Source organism: Pseudomonas sp. Pse1 (genome assembly GCF_024519635.1).
Classification (GTDB): Bacteria; Pseudomonadota; Gammaproteobacteria; order Pseudomonadales; family Pseudomonadaceae; genus Aquipseudomonas.
The window spans coordinates 369223-391422 of record NZ_JALJRO010000002.1; the positions used below are offsets into that span (position 1 = coordinate 369223).

Genomic DNA, 22200 nt, shown 5'->3' on the forward strand with positions numbered 1-22200 from the left:
TCGACATCATCTGGCTCGGAAACGACGATGGACATGCATGTCAGCAACGACACCGCGCTTACTCGGGCCGTTGCGTTGTTCGGTGCGGCTAACGCGAATTGTGCTTACGCGCTCGTTAACCGTCGCGCCAATCGCATGAAAGTGCTGGTGCATGATGGCATGGGGATCTGATTTTCGCTCGGCGTTTGCAACGAGGGTAGTTTTTTTGGCCTGGAGTGTGGCATGGTTCCGAAGTTGGGTTGGATGCCTAGCAACTTCAGTTCTAGTTACTCGGTTTACCTTGGCAGCGCATTGGCTCCGGGAAAATTATTTCGGTGGTTTAATCCCTGCCCTGCCGTCATTGGTACTCTCTGGCAAAATCGGTGGCATGACTTCGCATCCAAATCTCGATTATTAAACCCTGAAGACTGCGTGCCTTGTACCTAGGCAGCGCAGTTGATTCAGCGCGTCGAGAATAACTGATCAAAAGTCGGTTAACGAAAAGCTAGTCCACGAGATAGCCGCTACCCCATCTGCCAATGAGCTGCCTTAATCAAACTCACAGAGTCAGGCGGCCAGAGTCGTGGAGACTAATTCCAGCTTGGCGATCTTGTTAAGCGTGGTCAGGGGTTTTTTGACTTGGCCTCGCTGTTGTGACTAAAGGCTTCTTTTAATACCGCCTGCATCAGTTGCTCGGCGTGAACTTGATTTTGGGTAATCTTGGCTTCGAGCTGGTCGCAGAGATCGAGAAGATTGTTAATTTTCACTAAAATCACAGCTTGCTCTTCGATTGAGGGGATAGCGCAAACTAAATTGTTCAAAGTTGGCAGCTTGATATTTGGCTGGCCAGCCATTTGGTAGGCAGCCTTCTTTACTGCTGGTTGGTGATATCGCAATAAATTTAGAATAAAGTCTTGATTCTTCATCGCATCTGGACGAACACCTACCATACTGTCTGGAAAGCACATATCTCGACCTAAAACCCCAAGATTCCCAATGGTTCCACCAACAATCGCTATGGCAATTGTCCCCATCTCAAAACTTTTAGAAGCTTCGAAACCTTTTTTATTTAAAGTTTGTCGGAAATGCTTTATGAGAGAACCGGTCTGATCCAAACTTCCAATTTGTATAAACGGATATTCGCCACCGAAGCAACTAGGGTCGTTTCTTGGCCTGATCGAGAATTTTCCCCGTTCAAAAAAAGCGTAGCTTCCCATCCGACACCACTCCCACCCCTGTGGTAGTTCAAATGGCTTCTCCTCATCCTTGATTGGCGGCAGCGGCTTTTGTGCTTTGATTTTATTGTTTTTGACCAGTTTCGCCCTTTCAGCAGCGATGCGTTTGAGCAGTATGTTGGCCGGTTCCATATCGAGATTTTGCGCACGCCAGCCGGCGGTGAGCTTGCCCTCAATGGCTTCCTGCAAAATCTGCTGACGAAGCTTTTTGAGTAGGATTTGTTGATTGGTGAGTTCGGATTTAATCTCCCTATCCTCATTCTCGATACGTTGAAAACGCTTGAGAATAGCCAACTGCTCCTGCTTATCTGGCAACATGATTTCAAGAGGCAAAAGATGCTTTGGTTTTATTTCAGTCTTAATTCCACCTTTCACTTGCTCTTTAAGTAATTGAATAAACAATGGCGACTTTAAGAAACGCTTGAAATACTCAACGCTCACCTTGCCTTCATCAAAAGTGTAAGACGAATAGTGAATGGTCGCTGTGACATACTCTTGTCCGTGATATACGCCAAGCGCCCCTTTCGCAACATTAATTCCGGAAATCACCAAATCACCTGGCTTTATCAGAATCATGTCAGTTTTACTAGGCTTATTGGCAATATGAAAGTTGCCAGAAAAATCAATTTTGTCGATTCGTTTCAGCCCAGCAATTTCCTGAGAGTCAGGCTTGTAGCGACCTTCTCGCTCAAACAGAAAGTCTCCAACTTTTACTTTTTTCCAAGTCTTCACTACACCAGTTCCTTCCGCAATTTCTCCAGCAACTGATCGCCCTTGGTAAAAGACTGATGAAGTAGGTCGAGAAGCTCGGTGCTGCTATGTTGCTTTTCCTCTTCGACGCGGTGTGGATTTTTGATGTCCAGGTTGTAGCCATTGGCTTTGATGGTATCGATATCGACCTGCCAGGCCTGATCTATGACTTCGCGGTTGTTCCACCAGCTTTTCAGTATGTCAAACTCGGCCAATTGGATCGGCTTGGTTTTGGAGTAGGCCTTGTAGCCTTCGGGTAGTTTGTGCTCGTAGTACCAGATATTCTGCGTTGGCTTGCCCTTGGTAAAGAACAGCAGATTGGTCGCAACCGAGGCATAAGGCTGGAACACAGAATTTGGCAGGCGCACGATGGTGTGCAGGTTGCAATCTTCTAGCAGCTTCTGGCGGATGCGTTGCTTGACGCCATCTCCAGTGAGCGAGCCATCAGGCAGAACGATGGCAGCGCGGCCTCCCTCTTTGAGCAGGTGGATCATCAGGATCAAAAACAGATCCGCCGATTCCTTGGTGCGGTAGGTTTGCGGGAAGTTGTTCTCGTTGTTGTTGGATACCACGCCACCAAAAGGCGGATTGGCGATAATCACGTCAACTCTGTCTTTGCGGGTATATTCGCTCAGGGGACGGTGCAGGGAGTCACCAAACTGGATGTTGGGGGTGACAATGTCATGCAGAATCAGGTTGGTGTTGGCCAGCATATAGGGCAGCGGCTTGTACTCCCAGCCGAGGACATTGTGGCCAATGGCTTCGCGCTCGGCAACGTTGTTGGCGGTGGCCTTGAGGTGTTCGATCACTGCGGTTAAAAAGCCACCGGTGCCACAAGCAGGGTCGAGCACTGTTTCACCGTGGGCGGGGTTGACCATCTCGGTCATAAACTGAGTAATCGCGCGCGGGGTGTAGAACTCGCCCAAGGTACCGGCACTTTGAAGCTCGCTTAGGAAGGTTTCGTAAATCTGGCCGAACAGGTGCAAGTCTTTACTGTTGTTGAAGTCAATTTCGTTGAGCTTGTTGATCACCTGACGCAGGTGAATGCCGGATTTCATGTAGTTGTAGTTGTTGGCGAATACCTCATGCACCAACACCGCTCGGCGTTTGGCGGTAGACAGATCTATCTCCGACAGCGTCGGGAATAGCTTGCGATCAACAAACTGCAACAGCTTGTCTCCGGTCATTCCTTCATCATCACCGGCCCATCCACTCCAGTGCAGTTCAGTGGGGATGGGTGATGTGTAGTTGTCGTCCATCAGCTCCAGCTCTTTATCTTTATCACTGAATATTTTCAGAAACAGCATCCAGCCCAGTTGTAGGATGCGCAGCTCGTCGCTGCCGGTGCCAGTGTCTTGCCGCATGATGTTGCGGGCGGATTTTACGATGCCTGATACGTTTGCCATTAAATTACTGCTCGCTTGTTAGTTCTTCACGCCGCTTGGTACAGCGCTTCTTCCAGCTGGCTTAAGGCCTGCAAGTATTGCTGCTTGCCGCCAAAGAGTTTGATGATTTCAGTCGGGGTGCCGAATTGGTCAAAGGGGTTAACCTTGAGCACCTTAATGTCTTCGATGTTTTCGATGCCTTCGTCAGCGTATTTTTCCAGCAGGGCTTCCAGTACCTTGCGTGCCTGGTCGCCGTATTCAGTGAATACATCGCGCTTTCGTACTTGTTTGGCGCGCTGGGCGCGAGTGAGTGGCGGCTGATCAAAGGCGGTGTGGCAGATCATGTCGAAAATATCCATTTCCTTGCCAATGGCTTCTTTGAGGTTTTCCAGCACGATGCCTTGCTCGGTAAGCTCGTCGATAATGGCTTGCTTTTTGTCGGCGTTGTGCCATTTGGTTAGAAAGTCATTCAGGGACTGGTATTGCTCGCGCACTTTCTGCCGGGTGTAGTCTTTCAAGCTGCCTGTGATCAGCTTGCCGTTGCCATCCATGTACTGAATACGTTCGTTAAGTATGGATACATTGACTCCGTTGACGTAGTACTTGGCGCGCGGCTCGCTAATGATATCGCCTCCGGTGATGATATCCGATGGCTCGGTTGGAGGCTCGAAGATGATCTCTTTTCCTTCCTCATCAGTGATGGTGTCGTCTTCGGTCAGTTCCTCTTCCGGCGTTTCAAATTCTTCATCTTCCCCCAACTCCTTGACCCGCACCGGGTCTCCATCGAAATTAGGGTCAGCAAACAGGTCGGTGACATTGCGGAAATCGAGAATGGTAAAAAAGGTTTTACCAAACTCTTCATTGATGCGAGTGCCGCGCCCTATTATCTGCTTAAACTCGGTCATGGAGCTGATATTGCTATCGAGCACAATTAGTTTACAGGTTTGCGCATCGACGCCAGTGGTCATTAGCTTGGAGGTGGTGGCGATCACCGGGTAGGGCTCTTCCGGGTTGATAAAGTTATCCAGCTCGCGCTTGCCTTCGTCGTTATCGCCGGTGATTTGCATCACGTACTTGGGGTTCTGCGCCATCAGGTCGCTGTTTGCATTAGCCAGTGCAGACCGCATCCGTTGCGCGTGGTCAATATCTACACAAAACACTATAGCCTTGTCTAAACGGTTGGTTTTTATCAGGTATTCGGTGATTTTGTTGGCTACCGCTTCTGTACGCTCATCGATAACAAGATTCTTGTCATAATCCTTTCGGTTGTAGATACGGTCATCCACCAGTCGGCCACTTTTATCGGTTTTCCCCGCTTCCGGTCGCCAGCCTTCCAGATCAACATTTAGGCCCACACGCAACACCTTGTAAGGGGCGAGAAAACCATCTTGTATCCCTTGTTTGAGTGAATAAGTGTAAATAGGGTCGCCGAAATATTCGGTACTGGAAGCAGTTTCCGTTTCTTTGGGCGTTGCCGTCAGGCCGATGTGAGTAGCCGCTTTGAAATAATCTAGAATCTCGCGCCATGCACTATCTTCAGAAGCGCTGCCACGGTGACACTCGTCGATGATGATTAGATCAAAAAAATCAGAACTGAATTCTCGGAAGGCGTCTTTTTCTTCGTCGTAGTTAGTGAGGCCTTGATAGAGCGCCAGATAGATTTCGTAGGACTTGTCAATTTTCTTGTGCTTGATGACCGTCATCTTGTCTTTGAAATGACGGAAGTCTCCACGGCGGGTTTGGTCAATCAAAGCATTGCGATCTGCCAGAAACAGGATGCGCTTTTTCGCTCCGGCTTTCCACAAACGGTGGATGATCTGGAAGGCTGTGTAGGTTTTGCCGGTACCGGTGGCCATGGTCAGCAAGATGCGCTGCTGCCCCTTGGCAATGGCCTCTACTGTGCGATTTATGGCGATTTGCTGATAGTAACGAGGACTGCGACTGCTGCCGTCAAAAAAATAATCCTGAGCGCTGATGTGTTCGGCTTCCTGCGTGACGATACCTTTGTAGCGTTTATAACGCACCCACAATTGCTCGGGGCTAGGAAATTCATGCAGCGGGATTTCACGCTCAACATTGCCACTGGAAGCGGTGCGATCGTGTTCGTAGAAACCGTCACCATTACTGCTGAACACCGTAGGAATATCCAGAATGGTGGCGTAATCCAACCCCTGCTGAATACCAGCCATAACCGATTGCTTGTTGTCCTTGGCCTCGATGATGGCTACCGGAATATTCGGTTTGTAGTAAAGAATGTAATCTGCCCGCTTGCGCTTGCCGCGAGTGGTGAGGTTGCCTTTGACATATATGCGGCCATCGGTGAAGCCTACTTCTTCACGGACTTGTTTCTGCATATCCCAGCCAGCTTTCTCCAGCGCAGGCGTGATGAACTTTGTGCAGATATCGCGTTCCGATAGGTCTTTTTTATTCGTCATCCGAGGGCTAGTTCCTTTAGTTTCTATGGGTAGTTTGGACTTATAACGAGTAAGCTAACAGGCGAGAAAAAGAGCAGTCCAGTGAGTGAAGCGACCGATTTTGAGCGTTTTAATCGCCTTCCCCACACCACCTTTTCTATTTAGTACGAAGGTTATTGTGCATTGGGGCGCCGTCATGAAACGCATAGCGTTGATCTGGCCAGTCCGTTTTCCAGGTTGTCGAAAGTATCCATGTCCGGCAGGTGCCACCATGCAAGCGGCTGAGCCGGGATGCATCGATCTGTGTATACAGCAGCAGGCGGAGCCGGTCGAGGGGCTCCCGTATAGCCCAAGGTAGGGGGGCCGGTTACCAAATTATGGATCCAGGTGTAGCAGGTTAGGCTAAACGTGGATGGCAATTGACCATAACGTCTAATTACGCGCAGCCTGCCGACTCGATGAAATGCCCGCGTGGCGGAAACGCAGTTCAAAATTGCCCCTCAAGCTCTATTCACAGCGCCCAAAGCGCCGAGGCGATTTGCGATTGCTTCTGACGTAGGCGGTCAATCTCCGATTGCACTGCCGCTTCTTCCGCCAGCGCTTCGCTGGCCATGCCCTGTTGCACGATGTTCAGCGCCGGAATTTCCATTACTTTGAGTGCTGAACCCTGAAGGGTGGGTGTGCTGCTACCCACGACCAATCGGCTGAGTTGGGCTTGTCCCATGGGAGAGCGTAAGTAGACCATCAGCGCGCCAGGATCGTACTGTCCCGGGGAGCGCGCGCGCAAAATGGCCAGTGACTGACCGGCGACCCAGCCTCCGGCCCCGCTGTCTGGTGCCGACTTCACGAGGCCGACCTTCCCCGCTGCCCCCTTCATGCAGATCAATACGTCGTCCCGCTCGACAAAATAGCTCAGTGCTTTCGGTGTTCTGAGATCGAACAACGAGTCTTTGCTGGCACGCTGCACGTGGCCAAAGTCGGGGAGGTCTGCTGCCTGAATTTCTTGAACCGGCACCCCTTGTAGGGTCGTGGCGTACTGGCGGGCGCGAACGATGTCGAAGTGATCGAGCAATTTGGTCGTGGGTTGAGTGGCCAGCAGGACGTCCAGTTTGTGTGCCTGCTCACCAAGTAAGTAGCGGCTCACTTCCAGGTTGCATTCGTCGCGTGGAATGTCGTTGACGGCCATTTTCACTGCCATGGCATTGTTGTCGCGATCTCTCACCGTTCGCAGCAGTTCCGGCAGTCTGACCAGCTCAGTGCGTTTTTTAGGTCCGCTGGCCGTGAACTCATCCGTCACTTTCACGAATCGAATGGTGTCGGAAGGATTTACCGTGTCGAGAATCAGCACCGAGGCAGCAGCAGACCCGGCGAACAACCCGCCTGGCAGGGCAATGACCGAGTGGATCATGCGCTTCTGAAGCAAATCGGCTCGAAGCAACCGTTCAGCGCCCGCATTGAAGAGCACACTGTTGGGAACGACCGCAATGATTTTGCCACTGGTCTGCGCGAGGAGATGCCGCAAGTTCAACACCATGCTCGACTGCGTCTTTTCCGGAAATCGCGCGTGTGGATCATGTTCCACATCCGTGGCGGTGTAACGCCGTCCGTGTTCGAGGATGCACAGGCTGACCGGGAAAGTTTTGAGTTGGCCCTGCTCAGTCAAGGTGGGCATTAACACGGGGTCGTTCCGGTGAACATCAGGACGCGCACCATTCAATTGTGCCAGCACCAGTTCTGCCGCCACTGGCGCGGAGGATTCCGTCCAGCAATCAATGTTTTTCCGGATACAGCGCGCCGCCAGTTGGCCGGAATTTTCCCACGGCAGGTAGACCTGGGCCGGTGAGTCTGAGGTCGCGAGTGAAACCAGGAACCTGGCAAGACTGGGGTCGTAAGCGCTGTGTGCCAAGTTCCGATCGGACGACCAGTACAGCACATCATCCGCATTCCACTCGCGCAGCTGCCCTTGCTCCTCCAGCCGCATGGCCTGTTCGATCAGCCGCGGCAGGGGCTGTGAGAGCGTGGGTTCGGTCTTCGCAAGCGTGTGACCTAGTTGCGGGGAAATCAACGGTTGCACACGTCTGAAGTTGTCTGCTTGCGCGTTCGGGGACAGCTCACGTTGACTGGACAAGCTGAGATCGGCGGGCAATTGACCGAGCCGCGACAAACGCGCCCATGCCGTGATTTGCAGAGCCAGTAGGGTCGCGTCGGCCGCCGGGAACGCCGTAGCTCCGCCGACCAATGTGTTGAAAATTTGCTCGTCCCGGGTCATAGACGTCACATGCGTGTAGAGAAGATAGACGCACAAGGCTAGTCGCAATCGCTTCGTCAGTCAAAAAGTATTGACTACTTTTTATGAGATGGTTACACTTCTCGCCATCGGGGAAGGATCGGCTAGCGTTTTCCAGTGGGGTGTAGGTGCTTTTCCCGACTTGAATGGCGCCCTCTCTAACGCTGTTATTCAGTGCATCTTTGCGAAGTGCTGAGTTTTATATCAGCGGACGCATGACCGCTGGTCTTAAAGTTTTTAGTGGTTTTGGTTTTATTATATTGCATTGATATTTAAGGATTTTTTCAATCAGTTGAAATGCCTATAGAAATTTTGTTTGATTGTTTTTGTATGTATTACTGTATTCAAATTTTGTAGTTACTTAGATATTAAGTCATTTGACTTTCTCCTACGGCGATTAACACTTTGTGCATCGTAGGAGCACCCGCATGATCCGAGACACCGATAGTCCCACTTCAGCTAGAGATGTTGCCCGCAGAGTTCGGCGCGGCCGACGTGCACTCGTGCTCAAGTCCCTGAAGGGCAAAGGCGGCGAATTGCGCGTTGAGAGCGGCCTTGAGCGCGATGTGGGATTGATGCTGGACATTGATCCGCGTGTAACCGAGCTTGCGGCGCAACCCTTCACGCTCGAATTGCAGAGCAACACCGTACTGCCTTCTCGCCAGCATTACCTCAAACGCCCAGGCGTCAAACCGCGCTTCTACACCCCCGACTTCCTCTGTCGGTTGGATGATGGCAGCGTATTGGCCATTGAAGCCAAGCACTATCGGTTCCGTGAGGCGTTCGAAGCGAAACGCGGGGAGATTGAAGACTGTCTTCGTCAGCACGGTATTGGTTTCATGGTGGTGTTCGACACCGCCGTTTCTCCTACGGTCATGCAGGCGCTGTCCAGCCTGCACCTGCTCCGAGCGGGCTATCTTGAGCCACTTCGTTCCACAGCGGAGAGAGAGATCAGCGCCCTGCTCAACTCCGCAACCTGCTGGTCGGTTGAAGAGCTTGCCCTGCGCTTGACGTCTGGCCGCGTCGGCGTGCTTGCGGGCCTTCTGGCGGGCCTGTTGAGCGCCGACTTTTCCAAATCGCTCTTCTCGCCCACCAGCGAGGTTCACGCGGCCTATGGCGATCTGTCGCACTTTCAGCTTTTGCAGGTGCGCCCATGAGTCGCGCGCTGGCGGTCGATAGCATCATCTTGGAGCGCGACCAAGTGCGCCGGGTGGTGTCCATTCGCCCCGAAATTTCCCAGATCGTTTTGCAAGGGTCGCTAGGCGAAGAGTTCGTGTTGAGAATCGACGATTTTCAGCAGCGGTTCGCACAGGGTCAGTATCGCCGCAGCTACGGTCCAACAGTATCCGCTGTCCAGCCCATGCCGGTGCGCAACCTAACGCAGACGGAGCGTGGGGGGCTCGACCAACGACTAGAGCTGCTCGAATACATTAAAGAGGCGCGTCGTGATGGCTGTTCTTGGACGGCAACGATTGAGCGTCTTCAAGCCCACTGTGTCGAGCAGAACCTGCCCCTACCCTCCATACGGACGATTCAGCGCTGGCGCAAATCGTCCGCGCTTGCTGGTTCACCGGACCAACTGGCACCCCGTTTCAGTGCCCGTGGTAACAAACGTCGGATGCAGACCCCGGATGATCTGGATTTCGAAGAAACCGTGGTCGATGAAATCATGCGGTCCTATTTTCACACCGACAAGTTCAACGTCACCCAGATCACCAAGTTGGTGAATGATCAATGTCGGGCGCGCGCAGCCCAACGCAATACTCGATTTCGTGGGATTTCGCGCCGCAGTGTTTCTCGGCGTATTCGTGAGTTGGAGCAGACGCTTATTGCCCCTGGCCGCGTTTCGAAAGCCACACTTGATCAAGAGATGCGAGCGGCCATCCGCAAGTTGTTGGTGGAACGCCCCTACGAACGGGTGGAAGTCGATGCTACGCCCCTGGACATTTTTTGCTGCGATGTTCATGGCAAGCTGATTGGTAGGGCTAACTGTTATGTGGGTATCGACGTGGCCTCCGGTGGGGTAGTCATGGTGAAATGTTGCATCGCGAAACCCTCGCAGGACTTTGTACTGTCGGCGTTGGAGTTTTGCTTTTCGCCTAAAGGCGAGGCGTTCAGCGAGCGCTACGGCCTGAATCACCCATGGTTGGTGCCGGCGGCGATCGAGACGATGGTGCTCGACAATGCGCAAGAGCATCACGGCGGTCTGGTGTTGAACGCACTGCGCTACTTGAACACCACCATCGACTATCCGATGGCTGGCAAGCCCCAAGCCAAGCCCTTCATTGAGCGGTTCTTCGGCACGCTGAAAGCCGGCCTGATCAATACGCTGCCAGGCTCCACCAAGTCCCAGTCGAAATTCGAGCGTGATCCGATTGGCCGTGCGATGAAGGAGCGCTTGTATACCGTCCAGGAGTTGGAGGCCTTGATCATCAAGTGGGTCGCAGACGTGTATATGCAGACGCCTTCTCAACGTCTGGAGTACCGCTTTGAACCGGGCTGCTCGCCAGCACGGGCCATGGAGTTGTTGAAACAACGCTACGTCCTGATACCACCACCGGATCCTGAAGAGTTTAGGAATGCTTGCTTGCGCTACAACGTGGATGAACTGACGCTGAGCCGAGAGGGTGTCTGTTACCAAACCATGACGTACAACAGCCTTGAATTGAGCAAGCTGTACCAACGCAGGGGGCAAAAAACCAAGGTCAAGGTACGATTCAATCCGCTCGACTGCCGCTCGGTTTTTGTGGTCGACCCCAGCGATGCTGGCGTATTGATCGAAGCCCACAACCGGCTAACGAGCATGCCTCTAATTAGCTTTGAAGAGGCGCGAAAGATTCGCCGTGCGCTTAGGAAGTCCGATGCCGAACTGTCGGGCGAGAACTATCAGATCGAGCATATGCAAATGCTCCGGGGAATACGTGAACGGGCAGCTGGGGGGCGCATGAAGGATCAGAATCGCGCTGCCCGAAGTCTGGAGCGCGAAGAAAAGCGGCTTGAGGCGCAGCGTCAAGAGCCGCCCCGGCCAGTTGTTGAGGCGATCACTGAAACACCGTCATCGGTGGCCACGCTCACGGCTGCGCCGCGCCGTAAGAAATCAGGCCAAGGAGACGCCGAATGAATGCGCTGGTGAAGTACGAGTTGATCGAGCACGCCACATTCAGTCAGGCATTGGACCGTTTGGAGTCGACGGTCAGGCGCGGCCTGGCCGGCGAATCGTTGATTCTGCCGATCTTCGGCCCGACTCGGGTCGGTAAGAGTGAATTGATCAAAACAGTCATGGCCGACAACGTGCCCAAAGTGGTCGATGGCATTCGGCGAATGCCTATCGTGCGAGTGGTGACACCGGTTAATCCGACCCGTCGCTCGTTGCCTATCGCCTTGCTGGAGGGCCTGGGTTCCCCGCGCTACAACCGCTCCAGCTCGGAGGAGCTGACCCGGATGGCCTGCGAGCTGATCAAAATCACCCAGACGAGAGTCCTGGTCTTCGACGAAATGCAGCATTTTGCCGAGCGTGGTTCTCGCACCGCCGCCCGGGAAGCGGCGGACTGGTTGAAGGTGCTGGGCGAAGAAATGAACCTGACTTTGGTACTCACCGGATTGCCTCTGGCAAACGAGGTTTTGGCGCGTAATGAACAATTGCGCGACCGCGCTGAAGCCGTGTTCGAATTTCGGCCTTACAACTGGAACGATAACAGTGAGCAACTGGCGTTTCGTGGTGCTCTGTTGTCGCTGAGCGAAGCCTTTAGCGACGCAGGCTGGAGCGTGCCCGATGCCAGGGATCTGGACTATGCCAAACGTGTTTATGCAGCCTGCCTCGGTCGGATTGGCATGTTGGTGAAGTTGTTTCACGCTGCGGAGCACTTGGCCAAAGATCACTGCATCACTCTGAAGACCCTGGTTCGCGCCTATGCCGAAGCGGTGAATACCCGGTTTCTCGAATTCAATCCGTTTGAAGGCAATCCGCCTGTCGACAGCCTCCTCGGACAGGGATTCGCCAAGATGCTGATCGAGTCGCACATGGCCATGCCTAAAGGCGTACTTCAAGGAGTGAAGCCATGAGTTTGATCGTTCGCCTTCAACCGCATTCTGACGAGTCGCTGCATGGCTTCCTGAGGCGTGTGAGTGAGCATAATTGGGCCCCAGGGGTTAAGTCGCTCTTGGCCAGCTTCGGGATGAAGTTCAGGTTGACCTTCAACGAGGCTGAGCTTGCCCGACTCGCAGCGGAGTTGGACGTCGATGCCGTGGATTTGGCTATTCGCCAGCTGGCTCCAGACAGCGAGAACGTAATCCTCCGGCCGAAATACCAGTGTCGCAATGGCGACAAAGTCTGTCCGCAGTGTATGGCGGACAAGCCTTATCAACGCCTCGGGTGGAGTCATGTACTGGTGACCGCTTGCCCACGTCACAACATCCAACTTGTGGCCAGTTGCGTGGCCTGTGGCCAAGGCATCAATGCTGACAGTCCGCTTGATCGCTGTGCGTGTGGTCATGCCTACGCCCTGGGCCCACCCGTCGCGGCCAGTGAGGAGTCGCTGGCGCTGTCAGCCTTCCTGCTGGGCATTGAGCACCCGGCCCGGCACTCGCTACCACCGGCATGGCGCACGGGCTCACCGCCCGCCGGTGTGGTCGACCTCCTCTACCTGCTGGGTAAGCACTTCACGGCTAAGAACGATGAAATTTCCGCGACCAAATCCTCGCGCGGCAAAGCGTCGGTCGGTGCATTGATCGTATCGGCGCAAACCGGCTTTGGCCTCCTGTGGTCATGGCCGACGCGCTTTGATGAGGCCCTGGGCGCTCGCTTGGCTAGTACCGAAGGACCCGGTCTGGCCAAGCGCTTGGGCGGTTGGTACCGCGAGCTGCATCAGCGCTATACCGATCCGGCGTATGACTGCCTACGGCAAGCGTTGGTCCAGCACCTGTCGCTGAACTTTGACGGACACCTTAACCTGAGAATCAGCACCATTGATCCCCAACACCTACAGGACAAGTGCTGGCTGTCTTCGGAAGAAGCAGGACGCCTGATCGGTATAGGCTCGGAGCTGGTGCGATCGGCCGTCACCACAGGAGAGATCAAGGGCAAAGTGACCGTTAAAGGCAAGAATCGATTCGTGTCGATTCACCGCGACGTGGTTGAAAAGGTCCGCCAAGACCGCCTGCGGTTTCTGACCACTACGGAAGTCCGTCGTCGGCTGGGTGTCAGCAAGCTGGTTTTTGAACGGCTCATGCAATCTGGAGCCTTGGATAGAAAAACCAAGTCTCAACGTCCGCCACTGGTCTCCGCAGAATTTCTGGCGGCGGATGTCGAGGCGCTGGTGGTTCGCCTTCATCAGGGTATTCAGCACAGAGATGTGGATAAGTCGACGTGGACTGGACTCCAAGATATTTCGATCAGACGAGGTATCCCGGACAGGGCTATTTGCCTGGTCCTGCAAAAAATACTGCACCAAGAAATCCTCCCTGTGGCGGTCATCGCTGGAGTACCGGGCATCTCTGGACTTCGCTTCGACCTGGCCGAACTCAAAGCGTGTTTTGACGATGAACAGCCAGAAATGGTGTTGAGCATCACCCAGCTCGCACGGATGCAAGGTTGGAAGCATGAGTCGATCAAGGAATGGATTGAGACAGGCCTTCTGGCCGCTCGCCAAGAGTCAGTCAGCGGCAAACCGCATTGGGTGATTCCCCTGGCTGATCTGTTGACGTTCATGTCGGAGTTCGCGGTACTCGCCGATCTTGCCCGCCGAACCAACACCCGGTCGATCTGGCTGTTGAATCGATTGAAGCCCGTAGGGGTTCAGCCTGCGCTGGCCCCCAGAACGGGTCAGGGAACTCGCCGTGGCATGTTGCTTCGCATCGACGACCTGGTAAGCGCTGCGCAGTCCAGCAAACGTGCACAACCCAGTGCTTGTACCGGGTCAGCGTAGCGCGATGGTTTGCGTAATGTGAAGCGGGTTGCACAACACCACTCAGCCTCTGATCGCTGAGGCCTGGGTTAAACCGCTAGTTCAGGAGGCAAGCAATGTTCACCGCCAGTCGTTATGCCTTACGCCAGTTGGCACGTGCTACGCGCACTGAATTCGAGGGGCCGGTCACGGGTTACATCGTCAATGCGCGGATTGTCGCGTGTTGCTGTGTAGGGCAGGTATACGGTCATGTCAGAGCGAGGGCCGATGGCTGGTTTCAAGATGGGCATACCATTCGCACCTCCGATATTTTCCGCCTCGAAGAATACCGACGTCATTGGATTTGTGAAACGGAAAGTGGCAGCCGTTATGTGATTGCCAGTTTTGCCGCGGCGGGTGGCCGTCGATCATTGGGCGTGTTCATCGAGATCTTGCAGAAGGGGTTTCATCCGACCGCTCGCCACCGTCATTGAGGGCCGAGGGATTGACGGTTCAAGGCCGCTCCCACGCCAGTATCGCCGTGTATGGCGGATCGGCGGTGGGAAGCCGCCTTGAGGGTAGTGCGCCGCGCCGTGACAGGTCGATCATCAGGTCAGGGGACAGCATGAACGGGTTGCGTAAATTGACGCCGCATAAAAAAAGCCTGCTGCTCACCGCCCTGCTGGAGAACTACCCCGGAGCGTTCATTACGGGGTACGTGCTGGACGCTTACATCAGCAGCTATTGCGTGGTCGGACGGGTGTATAAAAGCCCTACCTACCCCGACGGGACCTTGATCCTGTCCGAGCCGATCACTCAGGTAGTGGAGTACACACGCCGGTACCTGATCGAAACCTGTGAACACGAATGCTTTTTGGTGGTGAGCTTTCACTCGCATGGCGGGCGACAATCGTTGGAGCATTTGCTCGCTTTGTTCAAAACGGCCGCGAGGCTCGGCTCGCGTTACTGCCTACATTGACGCGGCCTATCCAGGCAGGGGGTGAACATGCGCTCTTGGATCGTTGACCGCTGTGCCGAGGAAGTAGGCTGGGTACGCTTGGGAATCCCTGCACAAGGCGATGCACTGCTGACCCTGATTCGAGCGGGTTTCCCCTTCTGCATCCTTGAGCGTGTGGGCCATGAGTTCCAGCTGACGCCGAAGCAGCTGCGCGAGCGACTGGCGATACCCGCTTCAACGCTGCGACGTCGACGTCAATCGGGACGGTTTACGCCCGGCGAAAGTGATCAGCTCTTTCAATTGGTTGTGGTCCTCACGCGCGTCTACGCCTTATTTGAAGGCGATGTGGCTCAAGCTCAGGCATGGATGGGCAAGCCGATGCATGGCCTCGGTGGCCGCTGCGCAAACAACCTGCTCGGCACTCAGGTGGAGCGACAGGCGCTACTCACGTTGGTGGGGCAAATCGAGCACGGGGTTTTAAGCTGAAGTCGGTGATGTCGTGCTGCGCCTGCCTCGCCTTGGGTCGTTGCGGCGAGTGTGCCTGAAGGAATCGGATGGAATGGCGCCTGACGGCGTTCACCCCAGTTGAGGATTAAATCATGAGCACAGTTGTTCTTCGTCATTGGCACGGGGCGCTGGTTTTTACCGTGCCAAATGCGTTTGTGTTGGAAAACAACCTGGTGGCCGGTTCAGCCATGCATTGCGCCGTGTTCGAGCAAGACACCTTGGTGCTCAGGTCGGTACGCCAGCAGCTGACACTGGATGAGCTGATGGCAGAAACCCCGGCCGGCGCGCGAGTGCCTGGTTGGTCGTCCTAGGCCCCTGCCACGAAGGGGGACAAAGCGACCGCTGCGGAGTCTCGTGATGAGGCAGCGCAGCGGTTTGCCTCCTCTAGCGGGCAGCGACGGCGGCGTCGAAGGCACGCTGAAGGTCCGCTACGAAAAACGGCTGGGAGATGTGTCCCGGCTTAAAAGCACCAGGCGGCAAAAAGGGGGTGTGATTGGCGCCGCGATAGGTGTTCACGGTGCCATTGGGAAAACACACTTGATAATTGGGGTGTATGCCCTGCCCCATTTTCCCGAATTGCACGGTTGCCCCGTCAATGCATCGCAGTTTCGTCTTCACCTCGTGCAAAAAAATACGACCTAGCGAAGCGAGGGTGTCGATATTCCACTGGAAACAGTTCATCGCAGAGTTCCTTATTGAGAGCGGGTAAGCAAGCGTTAGGTCGGCTAGTTAAACGGTGAACCAGAGTGGTTATGCGTGCGCCGACGGCGCCAGCAGCTGCGCTTCGATGTCAAACGCCTCCGCCACCGACAGGCCGTTCATGATGTTTTCGATAATGGCTTCGCGCAGAGCGCGAATGCCGCTCGGGTAAACATTCGCCGGATCGTGGTAGTGGGCGGCCATCAGCTGTTTCGCTTGCTCACGGGGGACACGCCGCAGGGGCGTGACCGCTTTTTCACTGTGCTGGCCGTACAGGTCAAAGGCCTGATCGACCGTGGACCAATCGAACGCAAAGCAACGTTGTTGTTCGGCGAGGCAATCGTGCTGCCACATGGCGCTGCCGGGGTACTGATCCCCGGCGCTGACGATGATCAGGGTCAAACGCGGCAGTTCGCGCGCGGCCACAAAGTCGTAGATCACCCACAGGATGCGCCCCATGCGCACCGGAATCAGGTTGGCCACCCGTTGATCTTCCGGGTAGCGCCCCTGGGCGCGCTCGATCAGTTGTTTGTAGGTCAGGGTTTGGCGAGCGGTGGCGAGTTCGATCAGCAGCGGGTACAGCAGGCGGGCGAGTTGGACATCCAGCAAGGTACGAGCCATGGTGCATTCCTTTTAGGGGCGTAACGTGAGGCGCTACTACGGGGCGGTAGGACGCCATCGCCGTCGCCTTGAATTGAACGGTAGGGGCTGGTGGGGTCGAGGATTATTCCAGCGCCAGCTCGATGGTGACTTTACCGTTGTGGGTCTCAAGCTTTACGATAGTGCAGGTGCTGAGGCCGATGCCCAACAACGTCTCCAGCCCCTCTTTGATGCAGGTCTGGACCGCCAACGGAGTGACCGCACGCAGGGCATCGGCGGCGTTGCCAGCAGCGGGTCGTACGGCCGCCCCCGCCGGTGCAGTAATGAGGCTCTGAGCAAAGTTCACCAGGGCTTGAACCCGCGACGCTTGGCCCGAATTGTTTTCACGCCAGCGGCGCACGCCTTGTTCGGTCACGCCGGCGGCGTCGCCGATTTTTTTGTAGGACAGGTGGGTGTGGGCTTTGATGCTCTCGACCAAGGCGGCGGTGCCGTGGATCAGGTCAGCCTCGGTGGTGAGTTGGCTCAGTGCGGCTTTAATGGTGTCGACCATGGTTATGTCCTGTTGGGTAAACGGTTGATATGGTCTTTACGGTATGTCAGCGGTTGGAGACTGTCAACACATGTTTATCAACACTTTGGTTTACAACCATACGATGGTTCCCTGGTGACGGGCGAGGTCGGCTTGGGCCCGGCAGGTGATCCGAGGGGGGCCTGACGGCTTCCCGGGTGCGTGGTTAGGCGCGGAACAGGGGGAGTCGAACCGCGCTGCGCATAATCGAGGATGAGTTAAATGGTGGAACGCTATGACCGGGCAAAGCTGCTGGAGGAAGTCTGGTCCGAGCCGGTGCAGGCGGTCGCGCCGCGCTACGGCCTGTCCGACGTCGGGCTGAAAAAGCTCTGCTCACGCCTGCAAATCCCCACGCCGCCACGGGGTCATTGGGCCAAGGTCAAGGCGGGTAAGCGCGTGCCCCCGCGCCCCAAGCTGCGCGAATACACTGGCCATCCCGGTTATTTGTATCGCCCCGTCGGGCAGCTCTCTCCTCAGGCTCAGGCCACTGAAGTGGTAGACAGCCGTCTTCAGCAAGTACTGACCTTTGAGCAGCAGCCCGAAAACCAGATTGTGGTACCGGAGCGCATCAAGGTGTGGCATCCCGTTGTCGCGGCTGCTCGCGAAGCATTAGTGCGACCGATCATCGATCAGCGCGGAATGCCTCAGACGCACGGTAACGGGCTGAATATTTCGGTATCTGCCGCGCTGCAAAGTCGCGCATTGAGGGTGGCGGACACGCTGCTGAAGGCGCTGGAGAAACGTGGGTATATCGTTCAGCAAGGGAAACACCAGGTCGAGGTCGTGATGTTTGGCGACGCTCTGCGTTTACGCCTGTATGAATCGTCCTTGCGTTCAGATTACGTGCCATCAGCTGCTCAGTTAGCCGAAAAAGCCAAGGGCGGCTGGAGCTACTGGCCGAAATGGCAATTCACGCCGTCCGGTCGACTTCAGGTGATGGCCGATGATGGTTATGGCGGAAAAATAACGGACTCGGATCGTCACTCGGTTGAGCAACAGCTCAACAAACTCGTTGGCCTGATGGCTACCAGAGCGGTCGGGTTTCTGGTTCGCAATGAACGTCAGGCGATTGAAGACGCCGAGCGCCAGCGAGTTCGCGAAGTTGCGCTGGAGCGAAAGCGTCGACAAGACGCGGAAAAGCAGCGGCTGGCAAAACTTGAAGTCGATGCGCAGAACTGGCGGCGGGCGCAAGTCATTCGTGAGTATCTCAATGCTCTGGAAGAGAGCGCCGAACGCCATGAGCATTCTATGGAGCAACTCGAACTGCTCCGTTGGGGACGCGCCAAAGCAGATTGGATCGATCCCCTCAAACCAGGCGTGGTGGACGTGCTAGATGAAGAGATTGTGATTCCTCGATAGGTGCCGCGACGCCGAGCGTTTTGTCTGTGGGCAACGAATCGATTCTAGCGAGGGGGCAGTCTATCGACTCTAGTTAAATTCGATTGGGACAGCGCTTCTCACAACATTGATTGGAGGTAAGCGGCTGTCGTGCTTAACGAAGTACGAATTGATCGCTAATGCCTCGTACCAAAACAACGTCCAGTCTGCATATGGTCTGTTTCAGGTTCTGCTAACGGAAAAAACGCGATCATCATTTTTGCCGTCGCTCCTTGCGGTCAGCGCCAGGCAGCCGAATGCCCGTCGTCACGGTCGTCCCAAAATATGCCGGCTGACAGTGCGTCTGAGGCTTACCTGTTGGTTGACGGCACGACTTCATCTACGGTTCAAGCACGGTCTATCTATGCCGATAGCTCTCTGGAATGTTTTGAACTAGACAAAGTTATACGCGACGATGTCAAATTGATGGCCCTGTTGCGTGATGGCGGGGTAGCTGAGCTGGCTACGTCCTGTCGAACTAGGATGCTGACGAGAAAATAATAGGGAGCGCACGATGGCTTATAGAGAAGATCCAGATCTTGAATTTCTTTCAAAAATTGACTCCGAATCGCTGAATGACTTGGTCTACACCCTTGTTTACGACAAGGATGGAGACATCAGAATGACAGAGGAGCTGACCACCTATGACGCTTATAAGCGTTGGCACCCGGACCATAACAAATACTGGGAATTGATCGCGGCTGAAATCCAGTGTTTTGGCGGGAACACGTTTGCAACAATGTTCCGTGGCGGCAAGGGCGTTCTCTACCGAGAGGTCTTGCAGGACGTATGCGACAAACTAAAAGTCAATTACAACAGCAATAGCAGTGTTGAGAAAATCGAAGGCAATTTGCTGATGAAAATTCTAACCGACGCTATTGAAAGCATGAGTGCAGCACAGATCAAAGAGCTTGCGGGCTCCGTAGGGATCAGTAACGCTGGTCTCTTGACACCCGAAGCGATGGTCGGTGTTTTTCAGACAGTCTTTAGAGCCGGTGGGTTTAAGTCTTATCAGTTAACTCTGATCATCGTTAATACTGTACTTAAACATCTGATAGGTAGAGGGCTGACACTTGCTGCAAACGCGGCGCTGACGAAGACCATGTCCGTGCTCATGGGGCCCGTTGGTTGGGCTATTACGGGCGCTTGGACTGCGGTTGATGTAGCGAGCGCGGCTTACCGTGTCACCATTCCTGCGGTGATTCAGGTTGCTGCGCTTCGTCAGAAGCATAGCATTGGAGATTTGGCTTCCCAGGTATCGTTTGGCTAATACTGAGGAGCCAAACGATACAGGTTTCTCTGAAAATTCTTCTATTCTGGAGCATTAAAAACCCGGCTGGTCAGTCGGGTTTTTAATTTCCAGGGAGGACGGTCCAAGGCGACCGAACGGCCCAAAAGACCCTGCGTGTCATTGCGCTCGCGTCGGAAATCTACGTTTAGCTGTTGGATTCAGATGTGACCGCCACAACTGCTCCGCTAACTGTCGCTCCAGTGACAGCGCCGGCAGCAGCACAAACCGCTGTACCACCAGCCACCCCGGCTCCTCCGGCAGCCAAACTTCCACCGCCTAGGGCGGCGAGGCCGGCTGAGCTTGCCGCAGCTCCACTAAGTGTACCTCCCGCAACACCAAAGCCTGCGGCACTAACCGCAGCTCCAATAGCTGGAGCTGCGGCCAGCGCCACCCCCCCTGTAGCTATCGTAGCTCCGATTAGCAAGGCGGTCTTACCAGGGTTTTCAGCAATCGTTTCAACTGCGGAGCTTGCTAGATCCGCTGCGCCTTCGCCAACAGTGCACGCGATGTTGGCGCCGACGCCGAATTGATCCAGTTGCCGATATGTCACTGACCCAGTCTGTTCCTCGCAAAACATTGCCTTTGCTGAATTTGGGCAGATTGGAGGTGGGTCAGTCTTGCGTCAGCACGTGGGTCAATTTGGCGTCGGCGCCAACACACAGTATTTCATAAGTGAAATCATGAAGGTTTTGCGCCTGAAGAAAACTGGGGCGCGCCCATAGGCGTTGGGCTATGATCCCGTATAGGGACGGAGGATATATGTTAGGAAAGCCGACTAGAGTAATTCTTGCGCTGACCGCAGTCGCTCCGGTTTCAATTTCGCTAGCCTATATATTTGCCGCTCGCGATCATGATTGGCTCATGGCTATATTAGCTGTATGTGCATGTCTTGCACTTGGCATTGTTTCAAGCTGGATTGTAACTGCTGCGGCCTCGAAATTTGAGCAATTACCCATAACGATAAAGAAAGTTAAGAGTGCAGATAAAGAGGTTCTGGGGTTTTTTATCGCCTATGCGCTGCCATTAATTTTTAAAGGGGAAGCGGGCCAGGAAGTTGGTGCCTGGATATTAGCTGGACTGATGCTCATGTTTGTGTTGTGGACAACTCATGCGCTTCATGTAAATCCCGTCCTAGGACTTATTGGGTACCACTTTTATGAAGTGGAAACTCAGGAAGGTGTAACATATTTACTGATAACAAAGAGAACGATTAATAATCTAAAAAGCATAACCACTGTGGTGCAGTTAACGGAATACGGTATATTGGATTCGTCAATTAAGGGATAATGGAATGAATTTGTTTGCAGTTACTGATCTCGCAGGCTCTAGGGTAATCAGGTTTCCGATGTCTGCTGAGCTTGGCGAAGAGGTTAGAGTATTATTTGAGAGCCAGCGCGACAGTTTTTTCCAAGGTATAGACGAAGTTATTCCATTTGATGGCAGATATACGCCTGACGAAAGCGAGTTGCTATCTATAGCTGATTTTCCGGATGTGGATGGCCTTGCCGCTGCGGTCGCCAACCCATTGGCTGTGGATCAGTTCGACCCTCAAAATCATAGCTTAGATCTAGTAAAGGCTCTGTTTGTCGGAGTTCAGAGCAATGGAGCTACACAGATTTTGGTCCAGCTTTTTGAAAGGAGGCGTTTAATCTCACGAACCTTACTTTCAATGTTCTTCTCTGGGGAACAGTTTCAAAAAATGACTGACTCTGGGCTGACATTTGATAAAAAGCTTCTAGCGGTTTTAGAGGGCAATGTTCTAAAATTCCAAAGCTTTCACTTCGCAAAGCGCGTGTTTGAGTTGAGCGAGTATTATCGAGAAGCCACGAACGAAGAGGTTTCTTCCTTCGCGCAGCACGAGAAAATGTCTGTAGAAGACATTAATCAATTTGTACTTGATGCTGGGCCTCAAACGCGGAAGAAAATATCTCTAATTCTTCAGTCGGGTGTGTTAGATCACTACCCTATAGAGCATATCAGCGCTGTAGCCAATACTATGCAGCTTGATCTCAATCTTACCGAGGATGGAAAAATAACCATCCCGAATAACAAAACTGACTTGAAGAAGCTTCTTCGTTTTCTGGACGAGGATTACTACGAGTCTCCTCTGTCTAGCACTCGGTATATTTCCAACTCCAAGAGAGTTGCTGATTAATTTTTTTGGGTGAGGGGGTAACGCAGCTCCAGTGCACCCTAATTTGGCCAATCTACAAGCTCAGATCGGACACCATAGGCGCGAACAGACGAAGCTAGTTGTTCAGAGTCATC

General features: G+C 54.0%; 20 protein-coding genes. 13 read left to right on the forward strand and 7 right to left on the reverse strand.

Annotated features, from left to right (window positions below; genetic code table 11):
• The first annotated feature begins 27 nt into the window (after nucleotides 1–27).
• Nucleotides 28–171, forward strand: coding sequence for an IS66 family insertion sequence element accessory protein TnpB (locus NR126_RS04390; protein ID WP_256829737.1), 144 nt, complete (start codon nucleotides 28–30; stop codon nucleotides 169–171).
• Nucleotides 172–602: 431 nt separating this feature from the next.
• Here the strand turns inward: NR126_RS04390 and NR126_RS04395 are convergent, their stop codons facing one another.
• The 4 genes from NR126_RS04395 to NR126_RS04410 all read right to left on the reverse strand — a co-directional run bounded on the left by NR126_RS04395 (nucleotide 603) and on the right by NR126_RS04410 (nucleotide 8032).
• A complete protein-coding gene (locus NR126_RS04395; protein ID WP_256829739.1) occupies nucleotides 603–1946 on the reverse strand; it encodes a restriction endonuclease subunit S in 1344 nt (447 codons plus the stop codon).
• Nucleotides 1946–3370 (reverse strand): N-6 DNA methylase, encoded by a 1425-nt coding sequence (locus NR126_RS04400; RefSeq protein ID WP_256829740.1) that lies wholly within the window; start codon nucleotides 3368–3370, stop codon nucleotides 1946–1948. Before NR126_RS04400 ends, NR126_RS04395 begins: the two co-directional genes overlap by 1 nt.
• 26 nt (nucleotides 3371–3396) lie before the next feature.
• Nucleotides 3397–5784: an EcoAI/FtnUII family type I restriction enzme subunit R gene (gene hsdR, locus NR126_RS04405; protein ID WP_256829741.1), complete on the reverse strand. Its 2388-nt coding sequence runs from the start codon at nucleotides 5782–5784 to the stop codon at nucleotides 3397–3399.
• Between the two features lie 490 nt (nucleotides 5785–6274).
• Nucleotides 6275–8032 carry an N-6 DNA methylase gene (locus NR126_RS04410; RefSeq protein ID WP_256829743.1) on the reverse strand — a complete coding sequence of 586 codons (1758 nt, stop codon included), beginning with the start codon at nucleotides 8030–8032 and terminating at the stop codon, nucleotides 6275–6277.
• Nucleotides 8033–8553: 521 nt separating this feature from the next.
• On the opposite strand from NR126_RS04410, the gene NR126_RS04415 reads away from it, so the two are divergent.
• The 8 genes from NR126_RS04415 (at nucleotide 8554) to NR126_RS04450 (ending at nucleotide 15708) form a co-directional block, all read left to right on the forward strand.
• Entirely contained in the window at nucleotides 8554–9207 is a 654-nt protein-coding gene (locus NR126_RS04415) for a TnsA endonuclease N-terminal domain-containing protein (RefSeq protein ID WP_256829744.1), read from the forward strand.
• Nucleotides 9204–11171 carry a Mu transposase C-terminal domain-containing protein gene (locus tag NR126_RS04420; protein ID WP_256829746.1) on the forward strand — a complete coding sequence of 656 codons (1968 nt, stop codon included), beginning with the start codon at nucleotides 9204–9206 and terminating at the stop codon, nucleotides 11169–11171. The genes NR126_RS04415 and NR126_RS04420 overlap by 4 nt, the downstream gene beginning before the upstream one ends.
• Entirely contained in the window at nucleotides 11168–12112 is a 945-nt protein-coding gene (locus tag NR126_RS04425; protein WP_256829747.1) for a TniB family NTP-binding protein, read from the forward strand. The genes NR126_RS04420 and NR126_RS04425 overlap by 4 nt, the downstream gene beginning before the upstream one ends.
• Nucleotides 12109–13974: a TniQ family protein gene (locus NR126_RS04430; protein WP_256829748.1), complete on the forward strand. Its 1866-nt coding sequence runs from the start codon at nucleotides 12109–12111 to the stop codon at nucleotides 13972–13974. The genes NR126_RS04425 and NR126_RS04430 overlap by 4 nt, the downstream gene beginning before the upstream one ends.
• Nucleotides 13975–14069: 95 nt before the next feature.
• On the forward strand, nucleotides 14070–14426 hold the full coding sequence (locus NR126_RS04435) for a hypothetical protein (RefSeq protein ID WP_256829749.1): 357 nt from the start codon (nucleotides 14070–14072) through the stop codon (nucleotides 14424–14426).
• A gap of 131 nt (nucleotides 14427–14557) precedes the next feature.
• Nucleotides 14558–14911, forward strand: coding sequence for a hypothetical protein (locus NR126_RS04440; RefSeq protein ID WP_163943660.1), 354 nt, complete (start codon nucleotides 14558–14560; stop codon nucleotides 14909–14911).
• Between the two features lie 27 nt (nucleotides 14912–14938).
• Entirely contained in the window at nucleotides 14939–15376 is a 438-nt protein-coding gene (locus tag NR126_RS04445) for an antitoxin Xre-like helix-turn-helix domain-containing protein (protein ID WP_256829751.1), read from the forward strand.
• Between the two features lie 113 nt (nucleotides 15377–15489).
• Nucleotides 15490–15708: a hypothetical protein gene (locus tag NR126_RS04450; RefSeq protein WP_256829752.1), complete on the forward strand. Its 219-nt coding sequence runs from the start codon at nucleotides 15490–15492 to the stop codon at nucleotides 15706–15708.
• A gap of 73 nt (nucleotides 15709–15781) precedes the next feature.
• Here NR126_RS04450 and NR126_RS04455 read toward each other — a convergent pair whose 3' ends face one another.
• The 3 genes from NR126_RS04455 to NR126_RS04465 form a co-directional block, all read right to left on the reverse strand.
• The gene (locus NR126_RS04455; protein WP_160106025.1) at nucleotides 15782–16078 is read right to left on the reverse strand and encodes a hypothetical protein; all 297 of its coding nucleotides are present in this window, start codon (nucleotides 16076–16078) and stop codon (nucleotides 15782–15784) included.
• Between the two features lie 69 nt (nucleotides 16079–16147).
• A complete protein-coding gene (locus NR126_RS04460; protein WP_256829754.1) occupies nucleotides 16148–16717 on the reverse strand; it encodes a hypothetical protein in 570 nt (189 codons plus the stop codon).
• Nucleotides 16718–16820: 103 nt separating this feature from the next.
• Complete coding sequence (locus NR126_RS04465; protein ID WP_256829755.1) at nucleotides 16821–17246, reverse strand: hypothetical protein; 426 nt, start codon at nucleotides 17244–17246, stop codon at nucleotides 16821–16823.
• 240 nt (nucleotides 17247–17486) lie between these two features.
• Between NR126_RS04465 and NR126_RS04470 the strand changes: the two genes are divergently transcribed.
• From NR126_RS04470 to NR126_RS04485, 4 genes are all read left to right on the forward strand, one after another.
• The gene (locus tag NR126_RS04470) at nucleotides 17487–18623 is read left to right on the forward strand and encodes a hypothetical protein (protein ID WP_256829756.1); all 1137 of its coding nucleotides are present in this window, start codon (nucleotides 17487–17489) and stop codon (nucleotides 18621–18623) included.
• A gap of 532 nt (nucleotides 18624–19155) precedes the next feature.
• Nucleotides 19156–19911, forward strand: a complete 756-nt coding sequence (locus NR126_RS04475; protein WP_256829757.1) for a DUF3944 domain-containing protein — start codon at nucleotides 19156–19158, stop codon at nucleotides 19909–19911.
• A 780-nt stretch (nucleotides 19912–20691) separates the two neighbouring features.
• Nucleotides 20692–21219: a hypothetical protein gene (locus NR126_RS04480; protein ID WP_256829759.1), complete on the forward strand. Its 528-nt coding sequence runs from the start codon at nucleotides 20692–20694 to the stop codon at nucleotides 21217–21219.
• 4 nt (nucleotides 21220–21223) lie between these two features.
• On the forward strand, nucleotides 21224–22087 hold the full coding sequence (locus NR126_RS04485) for a Kiwa anti-phage protein KwaB-like domain-containing protein (protein WP_256829760.1): 864 nt from the start codon (nucleotides 21224–21226) through the stop codon (nucleotides 22085–22087).
• Nucleotides 22088–22200 lie beyond the last annotated feature (113 nt).

Coding starts and splice junctions, on each gene's coding strand:
- NR126_RS04390 (WP_256829737.1), top strand. CDS start 28: ATGGACATGCATGTCAGCAACGACACCGCGCTTACTCGGGCCGTTGCG.
- NR126_RS04400 (WP_256829740.1), bottom strand. CDS start 3,370: ATGGCAAACGTATCAGGCATCGTAAAATCCGCCCGCAACATCATGCGG.
- hsdR (WP_256829741.1), bottom strand. CDS start 5,784: ATGACGAATAAAAAAGACCTATCGGAACGCGATATCTGCACAAAGTTC.
- NR126_RS04410 (WP_256829743.1), bottom strand. CDS start 8,032: ATGACCCGGGACGAGCAAATTTTCAACACATTGGTCGGCGGAGCTACG.
- NR126_RS04420 (WP_256829746.1), top strand. CDS start 9,204: ATGAGTCGCGCGCTGGCGGTCGATAGCATCATCTTGGAGCGCGACCAA.
- NR126_RS04425 (WP_256829747.1), top strand. CDS start 11,168: ATGAATGCGCTGGTGAAGTACGAGTTGATCGAGCACGCCACATTCAGT.
- NR126_RS04430 (WP_256829748.1), top strand. CDS start 12,109: ATGAGTTTGATCGTTCGCCTTCAACCGCATTCTGACGAGTCGCTGCAT.
- NR126_RS04435 (WP_256829749.1), top strand. CDS start 14,070: ATGTTCACCGCCAGTCGTTATGCCTTACGCCAGTTGGCACGTGCTACG.
- NR126_RS04440 (WP_163943660.1), top strand. CDS start 14,558: ATGAACGGGTTGCGTAAATTGACGCCGCATAAAAAAAGCCTGCTGCTC.
- NR126_RS04445 (WP_256829751.1), top strand. CDS start 14,939: ATGCGCTCTTGGATCGTTGACCGCTGTGCCGAGGAAGTAGGCTGGGTA.
- NR126_RS04450 (WP_256829752.1), top strand. CDS start 15,490: ATGAGCACAGTTGTTCTTCGTCATTGGCACGGGGCGCTGGTTTTTACC.
- NR126_RS04455 (WP_160106025.1), bottom strand. CDS start 16,078: ATGAACTGTTTCCAGTGGAATATCGACACCCTCGCTTCGCTAGGTCGT.
- NR126_RS04460 (WP_256829754.1), bottom strand. CDS start 16,717: ATGGCTCGTACCTTGCTGGATGTCCAACTCGCCCGCCTGCTGTACCCG.
- NR126_RS04465 (WP_256829755.1), bottom strand. CDS start 17,246: ATGGTCGACACCATTAAAGCCGCACTGAGCCAACTCACCACCGAGGCT.
- NR126_RS04470 (WP_256829756.1), top strand. CDS start 17,487: ATGGTGGAACGCTATGACCGGGCAAAGCTGCTGGAGGAAGTCTGGTCC.
- NR126_RS04475 (WP_256829757.1), top strand. CDS start 19,156: ATGGCTTATAGAGAAGATCCAGATCTTGAATTTCTTTCAAAAATTGAC.
- NR126_RS04480 (WP_256829759.1), top strand. CDS start 20,692: ATGTTAGGAAAGCCGACTAGAGTAATTCTTGCGCTGACCGCAGTCGCT.
- NR126_RS04485 (WP_256829760.1), top strand. CDS start 21,224: ATGAATTTGTTTGCAGTTACTGATCTCGCAGGCTCTAGGGTAATCAGG.